This is a genomic window from Micromonospora sp. NBC_00898 (genome assembly GCF_045207895.1).
In the GTDB taxonomy this organism is placed as follows: domain Bacteria; phylum Actinomycetota; class Actinomycetes; order Mycobacteriales; family Micromonosporaceae; genus Micromonospora.
Map to the genome: position 1 here is coordinate 6150001 of NZ_CP108775.1, position 16745 is coordinate 6166745.

General features: G+C 71.1%; 15 protein-coding genes and 2 rRNA genes (1 of these 17 running past the window's edge). 11 read left to right on the plus strand and 6 right to left on the minus strand.

The annotated features are described in order from the left end of the window. The 3 genes from OG799_RS29855 to OG799_RS29865 form a co-directional block, all read left to right on the plus strand. Positions 1 to 1853: ribosomal RNA gene (locus OG799_RS29855) — 23S ribosomal RNA — on the plus strand (it extends 1255 nt beyond the left edge of the window). An 85-nt stretch (positions 1854 to 1938) separates the two neighbouring features. Further along, positions 1939 to 2055 (plus strand): 5S ribosomal RNA (gene rrf / locus OG799_RS29860). A 285-nt stretch (positions 2056 to 2340) separates the two neighbouring features. Continuing rightward, positions 2341 to 2967 (plus strand): NADPH-dependent F420 reductase, encoded by a 627-nt coding sequence (locus tag OG799_RS29865; protein WP_406039789.1) that lies wholly within the window; start codon positions 2341 to 2343, stop codon positions 2965 to 2967. 64 nt (positions 2968 to 3031) lie between these two features. On the opposite strand, the gene OG799_RS29870 is transcribed toward OG799_RS29865, so the two are convergent. Continuing rightward, positions 3032 to 4846 (minus strand): VanW family protein, encoded by a 1815-nt coding sequence (locus OG799_RS29870; RefSeq protein WP_406039791.1) that lies wholly within the window; start codon positions 4844 to 4846, stop codon positions 3032 to 3034. Between the two features lie 199 nt (positions 4847 to 5045). Here OG799_RS29870 and nudC point away from each other — a divergent pair, with 199 nt between their 5' ends. From nudC to OG799_RS29885, 3 genes are all read left to right on the plus strand, one after another. Then, entirely contained in the window at positions 5046 to 5969 is a 924-nt protein-coding gene (gene nudC / locus OG799_RS29875) for an NAD(+) diphosphatase (protein WP_406039793.1), read from the plus strand. Positions 5970 to 6331: 362 nt separating this feature from the next. Then, positions 6332 to 6961: a DUF6230 family protein gene (locus tag OG799_RS29880; protein WP_406039795.1), complete on the plus strand. Its 630-nt coding sequence runs from the start codon at positions 6332 to 6334 to the stop codon at positions 6959 to 6961. A gap of 81 nt (positions 6962 to 7042) precedes the next feature. Next, the gene (locus OG799_RS29885) at positions 7043 to 8662 is read left to right on the plus strand and encodes a DUF6114 domain-containing protein (protein WP_406039797.1); all 1620 of its coding nucleotides are present in this window, start codon (positions 7043 to 7045) and stop codon (positions 8660 to 8662) included. A 69-nt stretch (positions 8663 to 8731) separates the two neighbouring features. Here OG799_RS29885 and OG799_RS29890 read toward each other — a convergent pair whose 3' ends face one another. Continuing rightward, the gene (locus tag OG799_RS29890) at positions 8732 to 10402 is read right to left on the minus strand and encodes a DUF885 domain-containing protein (protein ID WP_406039799.1); all 1671 of its coding nucleotides are present in this window, start codon (positions 10400 to 10402) and stop codon (positions 8732 to 8734) included. A gap of 145 nt (positions 10403 to 10547) precedes the next feature. Between OG799_RS29890 and OG799_RS29895 the strand changes: the two genes are divergently transcribed. Then, positions 10548 to 11516: a DMT family transporter gene (locus tag OG799_RS29895; RefSeq protein WP_406039801.1), complete on the plus strand. Its 969-nt coding sequence runs from the start codon at positions 10548 to 10550 to the stop codon at positions 11514 to 11516. 22 nt (positions 11517 to 11538) lie between these two features. Here the strand turns inward: OG799_RS29895 and OG799_RS29900 are convergent, their stop codons facing one another. Next, a complete protein-coding gene (locus OG799_RS29900) occupies positions 11539 to 12609 on the minus strand; it encodes a PHP domain-containing protein (protein ID WP_406039803.1) in 1071 nt (356 codons plus the stop codon). 69 nt (positions 12610 to 12678) lie between these two features. Next, positions 12679 to 13440 (minus strand): M23 family metallopeptidase, encoded by a 762-nt coding sequence (locus OG799_RS29905; RefSeq protein WP_406039805.1) that lies wholly within the window; start codon positions 13438 to 13440, stop codon positions 12679 to 12681. A 124-nt stretch (positions 13441 to 13564) separates the two neighbouring features. On the opposite strand from OG799_RS29905, the gene OG799_RS29910 reads away from it, so the two are divergent. The 4 genes from OG799_RS29910 to OG799_RS29925 all read left to right on the plus strand — a co-directional run bounded on the left by OG799_RS29910 (position 13565) and on the right by OG799_RS29925 (position 15540). Then, a complete protein-coding gene (locus OG799_RS29910; protein WP_406039807.1) occupies positions 13565 to 13957 on the plus strand; it encodes a hypothetical protein in 393 nt (130 codons plus the stop codon). Positions 13958 to 14030: 73 nt separating this feature from the next. Then, a complete protein-coding gene (locus OG799_RS29915) occupies positions 14031 to 14198 on the plus strand; it encodes a hypothetical protein (protein WP_406039809.1) in 168 nt (55 codons plus the stop codon). 120 nt (positions 14199 to 14318) lie between these two features. Beyond that, complete coding sequence (locus tag OG799_RS29920) at positions 14319 to 14849, plus strand: tRNA adenosine deaminase-associated protein (RefSeq protein WP_406039811.1); 531 nt, start codon at positions 14319 to 14321, stop codon at positions 14847 to 14849. Next, positions 14839 to 15540: a nucleoside deaminase gene (locus OG799_RS29925; RefSeq protein WP_406039813.1), complete on the plus strand. Its 702-nt coding sequence runs from the start codon at positions 14839 to 14841 to the stop codon at positions 15538 to 15540. The genes OG799_RS29920 and OG799_RS29925 overlap by 11 nt, the downstream gene beginning before the upstream one ends. Positions 15541 to 15570: 30 nt before the next feature. On the opposite strand, the gene OG799_RS29930 is transcribed toward OG799_RS29925, so the two are convergent. After that, complete coding sequence (locus OG799_RS29930; RefSeq protein ID WP_406039815.1) at positions 15571 to 16038, minus strand: acyl-CoA thioesterase; 468 nt, start codon at positions 16036 to 16038, stop codon at positions 15571 to 15573. After that, positions 16035 to 16673, minus strand: coding sequence for a TetR/AcrR family transcriptional regulator (locus OG799_RS29935; protein WP_406039817.1), 639 nt, complete (start codon positions 16671 to 16673; stop codon positions 16035 to 16037). The genes OG799_RS29930 and OG799_RS29935 overlap by 4 nt, the downstream gene beginning before the upstream one ends. Between the last annotated feature and the right edge of the window lie 72 nt (positions 16674 to 16745).

A 16745-nucleotide genomic window follows, 5' to 3' on the forward strand; every position in this document is an offset into this window, starting at 1 on the left:
ATTTCAACCTCGCTTGGACTTGATTCCTTGTGCAGGTGTGTGGATGGGTAGGGGAGCGTCGTGCCGGGGGTGAAGCAACGGGGTGACCCAGTTGTGGACGCGGCACGAGTGAGAATGCAGGCATGAGTAGCGAAAGAAGGGTGAGAAACCCTTCCGCCGGATGACCAAGGGTTCCAGGGCCAGGCTAATCCGCCCTGGGTGAGTCGGGACCTAAGGCGAGGCCGAGAGGCGTAGTCGATGGACAACGGGTTGATATTCCCGTACCCGCGAAAGAGCGACCCTGACGAACCTCGTTGTGCTAACCACCCGATCTGTGGGCGGTCTTCGGACCAAACGCGGTGAGCGTGGGAACCTGGCGGGTAGTAGTCAAGCGATGGGGTGACGCAGGAAGGTAGCTGAGCCCGGCCGGTGGTTGTGCCGGGGTAAGCGTGTAGGCCGTGCCGTAGGCAAATCCGCGGTGCATATAGGCTGAGACGTGATGCCGAGCCGATTCAGGTGAAGTCAGTGATCCTATGCTGCCGAGAAAAGCCTCTAGCGAGTTCTTAGCGGCCCGTACCCCAAACCGACACAGGTGGTCAGGTAGAGAATACCGAGGCGATCGGGCGAACTGTGGTTAAGGAACTCGGCAAATTGCCCCCGTAACTTAGGGAGAAGGGGGGCCGGAGACGTGAAGCCCCGCGCGGGTGGAGCGTTGTATGGCCGCAGAGAGCAGGGGGAAGCGACTGTTTACTAAAAACACAGGTCCATGCGAAGAAGTAATTCGATGTATATGGACTGACGCCTGCCCGGTGCTGGAACGTTAAGGGGACCTGTTAGCTCTTCGGGGCGAAGCGGAGAACTTAAGCGCCAGTAAACGGCGGTGGTAACTATAACCATCCTAAGGTAGCGAAATTCCTTGTCGGGTAAGTTCCGACCTGCACGAATGGCGTAACGACTTCCCCACTGTCTCAACCACAGGCCCGGCGAAATTGCATTACGAGTAAAGATGCTCGTTACGCGCGGCAGGACGGAAAGACCCCGGGACCTTTACTATAGCTTGACATTGGTATTCGAATTAGCTTGTGTAGGATAGGTGGGAGCCGGTGAAGTCCATACGCCAGTATGGGTGGAGGCAATCTTGAAATACCACTCTGGTTGATTTGGGTATCTAACTTCGGACCGTTATCCGGTTCAGGGACAGTGTCTGGTGGGTAGTTTAACTGGGGCGGTTGCCTCCTAAAGGGTAACGGAGGCGCCCAAAGGTTCCCTCAGCCTGGTTGGCAATCAGGTGTTGAGTGCAAGTGCACAAGGGAGCTTGACTGTGAGACTGACAGGTCGAGCAGGGACGAAAGTCGGGACTAGTGATCCGGCACTGGCATGTGGAAGCGGTGTCGCTCAACGGATAAAAGGTACCCCGGGGATAACAGGCTGATCTTCCCCAAGAGTCCATATCGACGGGATGGTTTGGCACCTCGATGTCGGCTCGTCGCATCCTGGGGCTGTAGCAGGTCCCAAGGGTTGGGCTGTTCGCCCATTAAAGCGGTACGCGAGCTGGGTTTAGAACGTCGTGAGACAGTTCGGTCCCTATCCGCCGTGCGCGTAGGATACTTGAGAAGGGCTGTCCCTAGTACGAGAGGACCGGGACGGACGAACCTCTGGTGTGCCAGTTGTCCCGCCAGGGGCACGGCTGGTTAGCTACGTTCGGAAGGGATAACCGCTGAAAGCATCTAAGCGGGAAGCTCGCTTCAAGATGAGGTATCCCACCCACTTTGTGGGGTAAGGCCCCCAGCTAGACGACTGGGTTGATAGGCCGGAAATGTAAGCCCGGTAACGGGTTCAGTTGACCGGTACTAATAGGCCGAGGACTTGACTACCAAGCTGCTACGCGTCCACTGTGCAACTCCCGACAAACGAACAACAGACCACGTGTGGTGGTGTTGTTTGACATGTCGATAGAGTTACGGCGGTCATGGCGGAGGGGAAACGCCCGGTAACATTCCGAACCCGGAAGCTAAGCCCTCCAGCGCCGATGGTACTGCACTCGGGAGGGTGTGGGAGAGTAGGACGCCGCCGGACAAACATTCCAGATGAGGCCACCCTTCGGGGTGGCCTCATCTGCGTTTCCTGCTGCTCTCCAACTCCTCGCCCGACGGGTGTCACCGGCGTTCGGTGAATCAGCCCGAACTGCCTGTCCCGTCTCGTACCGTCGGTGCCGGGACCGCCCGCGACGGGTCCCCCGCCATCGTGGCGGAAGCGGGACGTGGCGTACGCCTCGTCCGCTATCGGGGCGGACCGGCCGGGGTACCTGCTGATGGTTCGGCCGGAACTGACCGTCAGGCGTTGGCGGAGGCAGGAGTGGTCATGAAGATCGGAATTGTCGGGTCGGGGCACATCGGCGGCACCCTCACCCGTCGGCTGCGCGCGCTGGGGCACGACGTGACCGTGACCAACTCGCGGGGCCCGCAGAGCCTCACCGAACTCGCCGCGGAGACCGGCGCCACCGCCGGCACGCTCGAGGATACGGTGCAGGGGGCGGAGCTGGTCGTCGTCGCCATTCCCGTGAAGGCGGTGCCGGACCTGCCTGCGGCGCTGTTCGACGGGAAGCTGGCCGTCGACGCCGACAACTACTACCCCCAGCGGGACGGCGACATCGCCGAGCTGCTCGACCGCAGCCTCAGCTCCAGCCGGTGGACCGCGGAGCACCTCAAGGGCGCCCGGGTGGTGAAGGCGTTCAACAACATCCACGCCGCGCAACTGATGGACAGTGGCAAGCCGGCCGGTGCGCCCGACCGGATCGCCCTGCCGGTGGCCGGGGACGACGCCGACGCCAAACGGGTGGTCATGGAGCTGGTGGACGAGCTGGGCTTCGACCCGGTCGACGCGGGCACGCTGGACGAGAGCTGGCGGCAGCAGCCCGACACCCCGGTCTACGGCACCGACCGTGACGCCGAGGGCGTACGGAAGGGCCTGGCCGAGGCGCGGCCCTGAGGTCGTACGACGAAGAGAGCCCCGCCGGCGACGGAGCCGGCGGGGCTTTCCTCTTCCTGGCGGGTCAGGACGGCTCGGGGCCGCAGACGTACTTCGGCTCAGCCTGGTAGGTCCAGCTGAACTTTTCCCGCTTGATCACCTTGCCGTCCTTGCGGATGACGCGGAAGGCGTCCTGGCTGAAGCCGTCGATCCCGTTGCTGGCGATGCACTTCGGGCCCGGCTCCAGGTGGATGGTCTTCGGCGTGGTGATGTTGCGGCGGGGGCCGTACTCGGTCTTGACGCTGTCGTAGACCTTGGTGCTCCAGATCGAGACCGTGATCGTGCTGGACGTGTACGACGTGTCGATCAGGACCCCGTGTCCGCTGTTGTTGCGGAACTTGAAGTCCAGGTCCGGCCAGAAGATCGTCGACTCGATCACCGCCGGGTACCGGTCGAACCAGTACGAGTGCGGCTTGTGCTCGACGTCCTCCATTCCGGCGTAGTAGGTGGCGTTGAAGAGCGTCGTGGTGAACTGGGAGACGCCGCCGCCGACCCCGGGCACCAGCTTGCCGTCCACGATCACCGGGGCGTCCTGGTAGCCCTGGTCGTAGCCGCGCTCGCCGGTGTGGCCGTTCAGCGAGAACGTCTCGCCCGGCTGCACGATCGTGCCGTCGACGTCCTTGGCGGCCTGGACGATGTTCTGGCTGCGGGGCGAGGAGAGGCCGCCCGGGAACCGGGTGGTGAAGGTGGAGACCTGCTCCTTGATGCCCAACTCGGCCAGCTTCGCCTCGGTCAGCTCCGGCTGGGCCGGCATGAGCTGCGCGGTGACCGTCCGGCCGTCCGCTTTCCGCAGGACGGCGAGCAGGTCGCGGCTGAGTGCCGCCGCGTCCAGCTGCTGGCCGGCCCGACCGGGCATCACCTTGGGCTTGCCGCCGGCGATGGTCAGCCCGGCGTCCTTCGGCTCCACCTCGATCCGGGCGAGCTGCTCCCCGAGTGCGGTCCGCAGCCGCTTCACGTCCACCCGCGGGGCCAGCTTCCCCGACTCGTCGGCGGAGAAGCGCAGGCTGCGGGCGATCGCGCTCGGTGGGACGGTGAGGGAGCCCTTCGCGGTGGTCAGGGTGACCGGGGCGGCGACGGCCGGTTTCGCCAGCTCGTCGACCAGCCGGTCGACCTCCTCGCGGGTGGTCGCCGGGTGCTTCTCCACCAGCGGGACGGTGGCCGGCCGGTCGTTGAGCCAGGCCGCCTTGACCACCTCGGCGGAGCGTGGCGGGTCGAGGGTCAGGCTGGGCTTCGGGTAGACCGGCTTCGGCGTGGTGCCGGTGAAGATGATCGCCGGCATGGTCATCTCCCGGCCCTGGTCTCCCACCACGCCGCGCAGCGCCGCGTCGAGCCGGTCGACGTCGACGGTCACCACCGGGTCGACGGTGCGGGAGCCGACGAGGCGGCTGACCGGGTGCGCGTCGGCGTCGGCGGCCGCCGCCACGGTGGCCTCCACGTCCACCGCGAGGCCGACGTCGGCCGGCTTGATCTCGGCGGTCCGCTCCCCCACCGTGACCCGGACGGGGGCGCTCAGCTGCGCCGAGCGGCGCTCCAACGCCGCCCGCAGCTCGCGCGCCGCGTCCGTCCGGCTGCGGCCGCCGAGTTCGGCGCCGAGCACGGTGGTGCCGCGCGGGACGTCCCCGGCGTACGCGTAGGCGCCGGCGCCCGCCACGGCGGCCAGCACGGCCGCGGTCAGCCCGCCGGCGAGCAGGAGCCGTCCGCGCCGGGTGCGGGACCCGCCGCCGGGCCGGCCGGTGGCCGGAGTCCCCGGTGGCGGCTCGTCGCCCGGCCAGCTCACCGCGGTGACCTGCACAGTGGGCCGGTCGTCGGCGGGTGGGGGTTTATCGCCGTACAGCGTCACAGCTACCTCGATCGGAAGTACCACGTGGGGAGCCCTTCCCCCACCCGGAAGACAACTACGGTAACCAACGCTCGAGCCGGCCGGGAGTGTCCCGCCCGGGCGTCACCGGGGCCGTGGGTGGGCCGTCCGGCGCAGACTGTCGCCGGCGTCACCCACGGCCGGTCGCCACCCGCCGGGCGGCCCGTGGGACGGTGTCCGGGTGCAGACCGACGAGCGGATCATGGCGTACGGCGGTGGGTGGCTGGACCGGGCGGGGGCCCTGCGGGCGGACCCGGGGTGGGTCGCCGCCCGGTTGGCCGACCGGGCGAGCGTGGTGCTGCCGCTCTGGCGGGACCGTTGCCTGGTCGGGCCGGACCAGACGCCGCTGCGGCGCGGCGTCGCCGACGCCGCCGCGCTCCTCGCCGCGGCCGACGAGACGGTCTTCCTCGGCCTGGACGCCGACTCGGCGGTCTTCGCCGTGGACCTCTCCGCCCGCGCCGAGCCGGAGGCGCGGGAGCTGGCGGGGGCGGCCGAGGCGGTGGACGTGCGGGCGCTGGTGGGCGGCCTGGGGCCGGCTGAGGCGGCGGTACAGGCGTACGCCCGGGGGTTGCTGCACTGGCACCGGGGGCAGCGGTACTGCGGCGGCTGTGGCGCTGCCACGGTGGCCGGGGACGGCGGGCACACCCGGTCCTGCACGGGGTCCGGCTGCGGGCGGCTCCTCTTCCCCCGGATCGAGCCGGCGATCATCGTGCTGGTGGAAGCGCCCGGCGAGCCGGAGCGCTGTCTGCTGGCCCGGCACCGGGGCGCGCCGGAGGACTCGTGGTCGACGCTGGCGGGCTTCGTGGAGGTGGGCGAGAGCCTCGAGGACGCGGTCCGCCGGGAGATGGCCGAGGAGGTCGGGGTGACCGTGGTCGACCTGGCGTACCAGGGCTCGCAGGCGTGGCCCTTCCCGGCCGGGCTGATGGTGGGGTTCCGGGCCACCGCGGCTTCGACGGACGTGCGGGTGGACGGCGAGGAGTTGGTGGCGGCGCGCTGGTTCACCCGGGACGAGTTGCGGGACCGGGTGGCGCGGGGCCGCCCGCTGGGCCGGGTCGACTCGATCGACCGCCATCTGCTCGGCTCGTGGCTGACCCAGCGGCGCTGAGCGGACGCCGGACGTCCATCGGCATCCGCCGGAAGGGTGACAGTGACATCACCCACAGCGGTCTGTCAGCCCGCCGTTACCGAACTGTGATGTCGGGCCACGATCGCTACCTCAGGTGAAACCTGCATGTCGTCGTGTCGTAATAACGACGGTTTGCCCGCGCCTTTCCGCTCCCGACACGTTAACCGTCGGTGACCGTTGGCAATCTTGTTACCACGAGTGTGTTACCGGCCAGTAGCAAGGGACTTGTGAGGTGTGTCGCTTCGCGAGAGCATCCAATCCGCGTACTGCGTGGCCGTCGGCACAACGGCACCCGCAGCGCCCGTAGCTCTCCCGTCCCGAGTCGCGACCCGCGATCGGTGATGACACCCCCCGTCGAGGAGGACCTCGTGAGTGAATCGGTAGACCGTCAGCAGACTGGCGGGACCCGGTGGCGTCGTTTCGCCGCGATGATGGTGCCCGCCACCGCCGTCGCCGGCGCCATCGTCTTCGGTATGGCGAACGGCGCCATCGCGGCCTCGTTCGCGGTCTCGGGCCAGACCTTCAAGGTCGGTGCCTCCAAGCTGGACGGCAACGGCTTCAAGCAGTACGGCGGCTTCGTCAAGGAGAAGGACGGCACCGCCCACCCGGTGGCCGTCTCCGAGATCGCCGACGCCAAGCTCTACGACCTGTGCCAGTCCGTCAAGGTGCCGGACCTGCCGATCGTGCTGACCATCAACGCCGGTGGCGGCGGCAACCCGGCCACCGCCGACGGCCTGCTGATCGACATGGACTCCCTCGAGGGCAACGCGACGTTCACCAACATCCAGATCGGCCGCGACGCGACCGACCTGAACGCCGGCGCCACCAAGAAGTCCTTCGGCCAGAGCGCCGACAAGGTCGTCATCACCGACCTGGAGCAGGTGGCCCGCTCCACCAGCGCCGGCACCTTCACCCTCAACGGCCTGAAGCTGAAGGTCAACGTGGGTGCGGACGCCAAGGAATGCTTCTGATCTGATGTCGAGGCCCGCGGAGGGTGCCCTCCGCGGGCCTTTACCCTGTTCCGACCCCGTCAGCACCGCCAGGAGGAGCACGTGACAACCGCCGAGACGCAGCACGCCGGGTCCGGCCGGTTCGGCCAGGCGTGGCGCGGTTTCCGCCACTGGCGGCGGGCGCGTCCGTTCTGGGGTGGGCTCTTCACCGCGCTGGCCGGCCTGGAGATCTTCGCCACCACGCAGATGAGCCTCGGTGGCCTGACCTTCCAGATGGGGCCGACCGGCTTCCTGTCCTGGCTGATCCCGGTCATCCTGTTCGCCTGCGGGATGCTGATGTGGTTCAGTCCGCAGCAGCGTCTCTTCTACGCCATCGTCGCCGCCGTCACCGCGGTCTACTCCCTGATCGGGGTGAACCTCGGCGGCTTCTTCCTCGGCCTGCTGTTCGGCATGGTGGGCAGCGCCCTCGGCTTCGCCTGGGTGCCCGCCAAGACCCCGCCGGCCGTCGTCACCCCGGACGAGCCGGTCGACGAGACCGGACCGGTCGACGGTGACCGGGTCGACGACGACCGGCCCGAGCTCGTCGACGAGCTGCTGCCGCGGCAGCGGGAGGAGGCGGCCACCGGCCCCCTCACCGACGCGCTGCCCGAGCCGCGCAACCCGCTGCGGGAGCCGGCGCCGACGGAGTCGGAGCCCCGAGCGGGCGCCGACACCACGCAGGTGCTGCCGGCGGTCGGCCGCGACGACACCCCGGGATCCGCGCACCGCGACCCGAAGCTGTACGCGATCCTGCTGGTGCTCGCCAGCGTCTCCATGGCCGGTCTGCTCGCGCTGCGCAGTGAGGAGCCGGCGCTCGCCGCCCCGGCGGCCTGCCCGACCGCGACTCCCACCAAGGTCGCGCCGAGCCCGACGGTCTCCGCCTCGGCCAGCCCGACCCCGACCCCCACCCCGACCTCGGACGGCAACCTGCTGACCGAGATCGTCGACGGCATCACCAGCCTCTTCACCGGCGGGGACTCCGACGGCGGCACCCAGCCGTCGCCCACCCCGGAGCCGAGCACCGCGGCGACCGCCCCGGCGGTGGCCGCGGCCGAGCCGGTGGCCACCGAGACGTCCACCGGCACCACGGGCGCCACGCCCACCGAGAGCACCACCACCAGCGCGGCGCCGAAGCCGAGCGCCAGCTCGTCGGCGCCGGTGAAGCCCGGCGCCGACAGCTCCACCTGCATCACTCCGGCGCCGACCAAGCCGCAGCCGGTCGAGGCCGGCAAGCCCCTGCCCCGACTCGCCGCCGAGCCGGGCCAGCCCCGCGTTGCCAACCCCTCCAAGCTCACCGGCTCGCAGACCACGATGACCGCGCTGTGTTTCAAGGGGATCGTCGACCTGCCGCACGGGGACGGCACGCTCAGGGCGCTGAAGTTCACCATGGACAAGGCCGTGACGGACGACTTCGTGCTACAGGCCGACGGCCCGGCCAACAAGACGATGCGGTTCGTGACCGACCGGCTGACCGTGCAGGGCGACGTCGCGTTCTACGCGACCCGATTCTCTGGGCGGCTGGCCGGCATCAGGATCACACTCACCCCGGACCTGCCGTTGCCGGACGGCATCCCGGTCTGCTCGCCGCTGCCGATCACCTTCACCGACCCGGTGGTCGACCTGGCGTTCGTCGCCAGCAACACGCTCACCGCCAAGCCGACGCTCAAGCTCGACCTGGCCTGAGCCGACCCGGTACGCGCAAACGGCCGGGAGCCGGAGGAAAGATCCTCCGACTCCCGGCCGTCGTCGTTGCTACAGCCGGGCCAGCGCCCGACGCAGCGGGTCGAGACCGAGCGAGCCCAGGTCGAGCGCCTGGCGGTGGAACTCCTTGAGGTCGAAGTCGGCGCCCTTGCGGGCCTTCGCCTCCTCCCGGGCCTGGAGCCAGATCCGCTCGCCCACCTTGTACGAGGGGGCCTGCCCGGGCCAGCCCAGGTAACGGTTCAGCTCGAAGCGCAGGTTCTCGTCCGGCACCCGGCAGTGCGCCCGCATGAACTCCCAGCCCAGCTCGGGCGTCCACCGCTCGCCCGGGTGGAAGCCGAACGGGTTGTCCTTCGGGATCTCCAGCTCCAGGTGCATGCCGATGTCGACGATCACCCGGGCGGCCCGGAACGCCTGCCCGTCCAGCATGCCGAGCTTGTCGCCCGGGTCCTCCAGGTAACCCAGGTCGTCCATCAGCCGTTCCGAGTAGAGCGCCCAGCCCTCGCCGTGCCCGGAGACCCAGCAGAGCAGCCGCTGCCAGCGGTTGAGCAGCTCGGCCCGGACGGCGGTCTGCGCGACCTGGAGGTGGTGACCCGGCACGCCCTCGTGGTAGACGGTGGTCACCTCGCGCCAGGTGGAGAAGTCGGTGATGCCCTGCGGCACCGCCCACCACATCCGCCCCGGGCGGGAGAAGTCCTCGCTCGGGCCGGTGTAGTAGATCGCGCCGTCGCTGGTCGGGGCCAGGCAGCACTCGATCCGGCGGACCTGCTCCGGGATGTCGAAGTGGGTGCCGTGCAGCTCGCTGATCGCCTTGTCGGCGAGCGCCTGCATCCAGTCCCGGAACGCCTCCTTGCCCTTGATGGTCCGGGCCGGGTCGGCGTCCAGCTTCGCCACCGCCTCGTCGACGGTCGCGCCCGGCCCGGCGATCCGGGCGGCCACCGCCCGCATCTCGCCCTCCAGGCGGGCCAGCTCCGCGAAGCCCCAGGCGTACGTCTCGTCGAGGTCGACCTTCGCGCCGAGGAAGTACTGCGAGGCCAGCTCGTACCGCTCCCGGCCGGCGGCCTGCTTCTCCCGCCCCTGCGGGGCCAGCTCGGTACGGAGGAACTGGCCGAACTCCGCGGTGGCGGCGGTGGCTGCGGCCGCACCCCGGCGCAGCTCCGCGCCGAGCACGCCGTCCGCGCCGAGCCGCTCGACCAGCCCGTGGAAGAAGTTGTCCCCCTCCGGATCGGTCCACACGTCGCACTGCTTGGCGACCTCGGTCAGCTGTACCCGCGAGCTGACCCGGCCGGCGGCCGCCGCCTCGCGCAGGGTCGTCTTGTAGCCCTCCAGCGCGCCGGCGAACCGGTTGAGCCGGGCGGCGATGTTCGCCTTGGCGTCGTCGCCCTCGGTCGGCATCAGGTCGAAGACCATGCGGATCTCGTGCAGCCCGCTGGCGATCACGTTGACCTCGCTGGTGGTCTCGCCGGCCTCGTGCCGGGCGAGCTCCAGACCGAGGCGCTCCTGCATCGCCTCCTTCGCGGTCCGCTCCGACTCCGAGTCCGGCTCGGTCACGTCAAGGTCGGCCAGGGTGCGCCGGGTCAGCTCGGCGCGGGCCGCGTACCCGTCCGGAGACAGGTCGTCGAGCTGGTCGTCGTAGCCGGCGATGCCGACGTAGGTGGCGCCGGTCGGGCTGAGCGGGGCCCAGTCGGTCACGTACCGGTTCGCGAGGTCATCGATTCGTCCCACGGTGCGACCCTACGTGACCCTGGTGCCTCCGTGTCGACCCTGTTTGCCGTGTTCAGAGCGGCAGTTCGGGCCGACTGTTGTGGCGGTGGACACGACGTCCGAAAAGCGCGGGACTTCGTCGTACCCCTACTGCAGAGTGTCAGGGGTGACCGCCGCTACCACTCCTGACCGGGCCGCCGTTCGCAGCTGGCTGCCCGGCTTCCTGGCGCTCGCCGCGATCTGGGGTTCGAGCTTCCTGTTCATCAAGGTCGGCATCGAGGAGCTGCACCCGCTGCACCTCACCCTCTACCGGGTCACCACCGGGGCGCTGACCCTGCTGGTGGTGCTCGCCGTGCTGCGCGACCGGCTGCCCCGCGAGCCCCGGGTCTGGGCGCACCTGTTCGTGGTCGCCGCCTTCGGCGTGGCGGTGCCGTTCACCCTGTTCGGCTTCGGTGAGCAGCGGGTCGAGTCGATGCTCGCCGGGATCTGGAACGCCACCACGCCGCTGATCGTGCTGCCGCTGGCGGTGCTGGTCTTCCGCACCGAGCGGTTGACCACCCGGCGCACGGTCGGGCTCGGGCTGGGCTTCCTCGGCGTGCTCGTGGTGCTGGGCGTCTGGGAGGGCGTGGGCGGGGCGCACTTCACCGGCCAGCTCATGTGCCTCGGGGCGGCCGCCTGCTACGGCGTCGCCATCCCGTACCAGAAGAAGTTCATCGCCGGCAGTTCGTACTCCGGTCTCTCGCTCTCCGCCGCCCAGCTGCTGGTCGCCGCGCTCCAGCTCGCCGTCGTCGCGCCGCTGGTGGCCGGGGCGCCGCCGGTGCCGACCTCGCTCTCCGGCGACGTGGTGGGCAGCGTGCTCGCGCTCGGCGCGCTCGGCACCGGGCTGGCGTTCGTGATCAACCTGCGCAACATCCGGGTGGCCGGGGCGAGCACCGCCTCCACGGTGACCTACCTGATCCCGGTCTTCGCGGTGCTGGTCGGCGCGGTGGTGCTCGACGAGCGGCTGAACTGGCACCAGCCGGTCGGCGCGGTGATCGTGCTCCTCGGCGTGGCGGTCGCCCAGGGCGTGTTGGGCCGCCGGGCGCCCCGGGCCACCGTCCCGGTCGCCGAGCCCGTCCCGGCCGCCCGCAGCTGACCCTGGGTGGCCCAAGGCCCGGTCAGCGGCGGGTGCGGGCCCACTGCAGCAGGCGGTCGGCCTTCCAGGTGTTGACCACGCGGTCCGCCGGGACGCCGCACAGGGCCGCCCGCTCGCAGCCGAACCGCTGCCAGTCGAGCTGGCCGGGGGCGTGCGCGTCGGTGTTGATGGCGAACCGGCAGCCGGCTTCCAGGGCGCGGCGGATCAGCCGCTTCGGCGGGTCCTGCCGCTCCGGGCGGGAGTTGATCTCGACCGCCACGCCGCGCTCGGCGCAGGCGGCGAAGACCGCGTCCGCGTCGAAGTCACTCTCGGCGCGGGTACGCGGCCGGTGCGCCCGGTCGCCCGGCCCCTTCACCCCGGCCGGCCGGGACGACACCATCCGGCCGGTGCAGTGGCCGAGAATGTCGAGGTGCGGGTTGGCGATCGCCGCCAGCATCCGGCGGGTCATCTTGCCCCGCTCGTCGTTCAGCCCGCTGTGCACCGAGCCGACCACCACGTCGAGACGGGCCAGCAGCTCGTCCTCCTGGTCCAGCGAGCCGTCGGCGAGGATGTCCACCTCGATGCCGGTGAGGATGCGGAACCCCTTCGGCAGCGCGTCGTTGACCGCGGCCACGTGGTCGAGCTGCCGGCGCAGCCGGTCCGCGGTGAGGCCGCGGGCCACCTTGAGCCGGGGCGAGTGGTCGGTCAACACCAGGTACTCGTGGCCCAGCTCGACCGCGGCGAGGGCCATCTCCTCGATCGGTGAGCCGCCGTCGGACCAGTCCGAGTGGGTGTGGCAGTCGCCGCGCAGCGCCGTCCGCAGCTCGGTCGCCGCGGCGTCCAGGTCGGTGCCCTCGGTGGCGACCAGCCGGCGCAGGTAGACCGGGTCCTCGCCGGCCAGCGACTCGGCCACGCAGCGGGCGGTGACGTCCCCGACCCCGGACAGCTCGGTGAGCGTGCCGGCGCGGGCCCGCTCGGCCACCTCGTCGGCCGGCAGCGCGGCCAGGGCCTTGGCCGCCGAGCGGAACGCCCGGACCCGGTAGGTGGCCTCGTTGGCCCGTTCCAGCAGGAACGCGATCCGGCGCAGGTCGGCGATGGGATCCCGGGCAGTCATGCCCTGCAACCTACGCGCCTGCGTGCGCGGGCGCGGACGTCCGACGGCGGATGTCGCGAGTGGACCGGCTCAGCCCGCGCCGCTGGTGGTCGTGGGCGCCTTCGGGCAGCCGTGCTTGCGCTGCCACGCCACCACCTCGGCGGCGGGCGCCCGGTTGCCCCGCTCTCGCCACGAGTCCAGGTACCGGGCCGGCCAGATCACCCCGCGCCGGATCCACCAGTCGTCGTGGCCCCGGCACGCGGGAGAGATGCCGAAGTGCAGGTGGCAGACATTGTTCGCGTTGCCCGTGTGGCCCACCCGGCCGAGCTGCTGGCCGGCGCGGACGCGTACCCCGGCGGCCACGCCGGCGGAGATCGCGCTCAGGTGCGAGCCGTAGTAGCGCACCCCGTCGTCGCCAAGCAGCGAGACCGACAGGCCCCCGTTGTACGGCCCCAGCGGACCCCGCATGTCGAACCGGTCCACCCGGCTCACCTCGAGGATCCGCCCGTCGGTGACGGCGACGACCGGTTCCCCGCAGTCGGCGAAGATGTCCGTGCCCGGGTACGCGGCGTGCGTCGGGTGGTAGTCGACGTTGTCGGCGCGTACCGGGAAGACGTGCCGCAGGTCGGTGCGGGTGGGTGAGGGTGACGGCGACGGCCGCCCGGGGGTCGGTGTCGCGGCGGGCGCGGCCGGCTGCTCGGCCGTCGCGACGGCGCTCGGCCCGTCCCACACGTTCGTCCGTGTCGCGGTGGGACGGGTGCCGGCCGCGCAGCCGGCGGCGAGGGCCGGCGCGAGCAGCAGCAGGACCGGGTACGCCGAACGCGGGCGGCGTCCGATCGATCGCGAGCGCATCCGGTCATCCTGGCAGACCACTACCGTAGGGACGAACGCCGAGACCGCCGCCTGCCGTCCGGTCGCGCTGCGTAACTTCGTACGCCGAGGGCGGCACCTACGGTCCGTGAAGGGAGCAGGGGCGATGAACGGGTGGAACGCCGTACCCGGCGAGCTGCGTCCGGACGCCGGCCGCCCGCTGCCGCACACCCCGTCGGGGCTCTTCCCCACCGGGCCGCCGGCCCGGCCCACCTGGCGGGAGCCGCACCCGGTCACCGGTGGCGGGGTGGCGGTCGGCGGTGCCACGGCGGCGGCCTGGCTGCTCCTGTTCGGCCTGCTCGGCCGCGACGTGCCCGGCTACGCGTGGTGGACGGTGGTCGCCGGCGGGCTGGCCTGGCTGGCCGCCGCGGTGCTGGTGCGCTTCGGCGACCGGGGGGTCGCGACCGGGGTCGCGATCGTCACCGCCGGCGGGTGGAGCATCGCCGCCGCGGTTGTCGCGGTCCGCTGGGCACAGAGCGGGGACTGGCCGCTCTGGTGACATTCCGTGAGCGCACGGCTGCGGAGCGAAGGCCATCTTGACGTACGCGCTGTGACGGTTCACCCTCGGCGGTATGGCCTGGACCACCCCGCGGCTCGATCCTGAGCGGAGCCGCCGCCGCCTGCAACTCCTCGCCGAGTTGGCCGGTGCCCGCACGGTACGCCAGCGCGAACGGCCGCAGCGGGCCCGGACCGAGCGCCTGCGCCAGCTCATCGCGGCCCGCAAGCAGATCGTCGGCTGAGCCGACTTTCTCCAGGATTGACCGGCCCTTCGGGGCGTTGACCGGTCGCCTGCCGACCCGACCGGTTAACGTGCACGCGAGACGAGTCGGCGTGCTGCCGAGGCCAATTTGGGGGGGACCGTGTCGTACTTCGCCGCTGCCGCGGTACGCGTCGAGGGCGGCTGGTCCGCCGACGAGGTGAGCCTGCGGGGCGCCACCGACATCGACGAGGTCGCCGACCGGCTGCGCGACGTCGAGCCGGACGCGGACCTGTCGCTGCTCTTCGTCGAGGCGGACGACGCGTACCTGGTGATCCTGCGCCTGGACGAGGGGGAGGACCTGCGGGTCTTCGGCTCCGACTCGGCGTACGCCGAGGAGTCCCGGCTGGGCGCCCTGCTGGTCGGCGACCTGAAGACCTCGGTCACCGGCGTCGAGGACGGCGACGAGCCGCGCGCGGCCGCGACCGGTGGGGACGAGGACACCGAGCAGCCCGCGGTGGACCCGGAGGCCGACCCGGTGGGCGACGCGGACATCCTCGCCGACCTGGGCATCTCCGCCCAGAAGCTGCTCGCCCTCTGCGGGCACGACGGGATGCTGCCGGCGGACGTGACCGCGGAGATCTGCCAGGTGCTCGGCTGCGCGGACGAGATCGAGGAGCTGCGTGAGGTCTGATCCGTCCGGGTCGGTGCGGCCCGGCGGCGTGGAGCCGGCCGACGCCACCGACCCGGCGCTGGAGACCGTCCGGCCGGGGCAGCCGACCCCGGGTTCGGTGGGTCGGGTCGGCCCGGGCGCGGACGAGGGCCTGGCCGACCTCGGCGAGGTGGGTCGCCGGCAGCGGCACGAACTGTGGATGCGCCGGGCGCTGGAGGTCGCGGTCACCGGACCGGACGGTGGCGGTGCGGCCGGCCCCGAGGGGGAGCCCGCCGGCGCCGGAGCGGAGCTGGCTGGCCCTGCGGCGGAGCCCGCCGACGCCGAGGCGCTCGCGGACATCCCGGTCGGCGCGGTGGTCTACGGCCCGGACGGCGCCGAGTTGGCCGTCGGCCGCAACGAGCGCGAGCTGACCGGGGACCCGACCGCGCACGCCGAGGTGCTGGCGCTGCGCCGGGCCGCCGAGCGGCTGGGCCGCTGGCGGCTGGAGGGCTGCACCCTGGTGGTGACGTTGGAACCCTGCACGATGTGCGCGGGCGCGATCGCCCTGGCCCGGGTATCCACCGTGGTGTTCGGGGCGTGGGAGCCCAAGACCGGCGCGGTCGGGTCGCTCTGGGACGTGCTGCGCGACCGCCGCGCCGTCCACCGCCCCGAGGTGTACGGCGGGGTGCTGGAGGCGGAGAACGCCGCCGTGCTCCGCGCCTTCTTCCGCTGACCGGTCCCGCTCGGCGCCCGTCCCGCCGGATCAGGCGGGCGCCGTCGCGGGGCACAGCAGGTTCGCGGCGACCGCCCGCGCAGCCTCGGTCCAAGCCGTGGGTCGCAGGGTTTCCGGGTCGAGTCGGACGACCGCCCGAGTGCCGGCCGCGTACAGGGTGCTGCCGTCGGACGAGCGGAACTCGAAGGCGTACTGCGCGCTGCTGGTGCCGAAGTGGTCGAGCCAGAAGTGCACCGCCACCGGCCCGGTCCCGGTGATCGGGGCCCGGTAGGTGACGGTGAACTCGCGTACCGCGTGGAACACGTCGGGGGCGCTCAGCTTCCCGCCCCGGTAGGAGAAGCCACGACCGGACCAGTAGGCGGTCAGGGCCCGTTCGAGCAGCACCGCGTACCGGGCGTTGTGCAGGATGCCCATGGCGTCGAGGTCGTCGAAGTGCACCGTGACGTGCTCGACGTGACCGAACTCGACGGCGGGCTGGTCGACGGTGGCGTGGCTCATGACAGGCCTTCCGGTAGCAGGGTCGGATCCGGGCACAGGGCCCGTAGGCGGTTCAGCAGGCCCTGGCGGGCGTGCCGGTAGGTGGTGTCCGGGTCCAGCAGCCGGGACCGCATCACGGCGTTGACCCCGAGCGCGTCGATCTCGTACGCCAGCTGCTGGACGTCCGCGCCGGCGGGGAGTTCGCCGAGGTCGACCGCCTCCTGGACGAGGCGTTCGAGGAACGCGGTCCAGCGGGCGAACGCCTCGGCCAGCCGGTCCCGGACGGGGCCGGGTCGGGCGTTGTACTCGAACTCGGTGTTGGTGAAGAAGCAGCCGCCGGGAAGCACCCGGGCGGCGTAGAAGTCGATCCGGGCCTCGTGCAACGCCCAGAGCCGCCGTACGCCCCGCGGGGCGCGCAGGGCCGGGCCGATGATGCGCTCCTGCCACTGCTGTACGGCCCGGTCGACGGTCGCGAGTTGGAGGGCCTCCTTGGACCGCCAGTGCGCGAAGAGGCCGGACTTGCTCACGCCGAGGGTGTCGGCGAGCTGCGCGAGGGACAGTCCGTGCAGGCCGGCCTCGGTGGCCAGGACCACCGCGGCGTCCAGCGCGGCGGTCCGGGTGCGTTCGCCGCGTGCCACGCGGCCGTCCAGGGTCACGCCGGCAGCGTACCGACAAATAAGCACGACCGGTCGTGTTTATTTGTGTGACGTGGAACGCACACCGCCCCG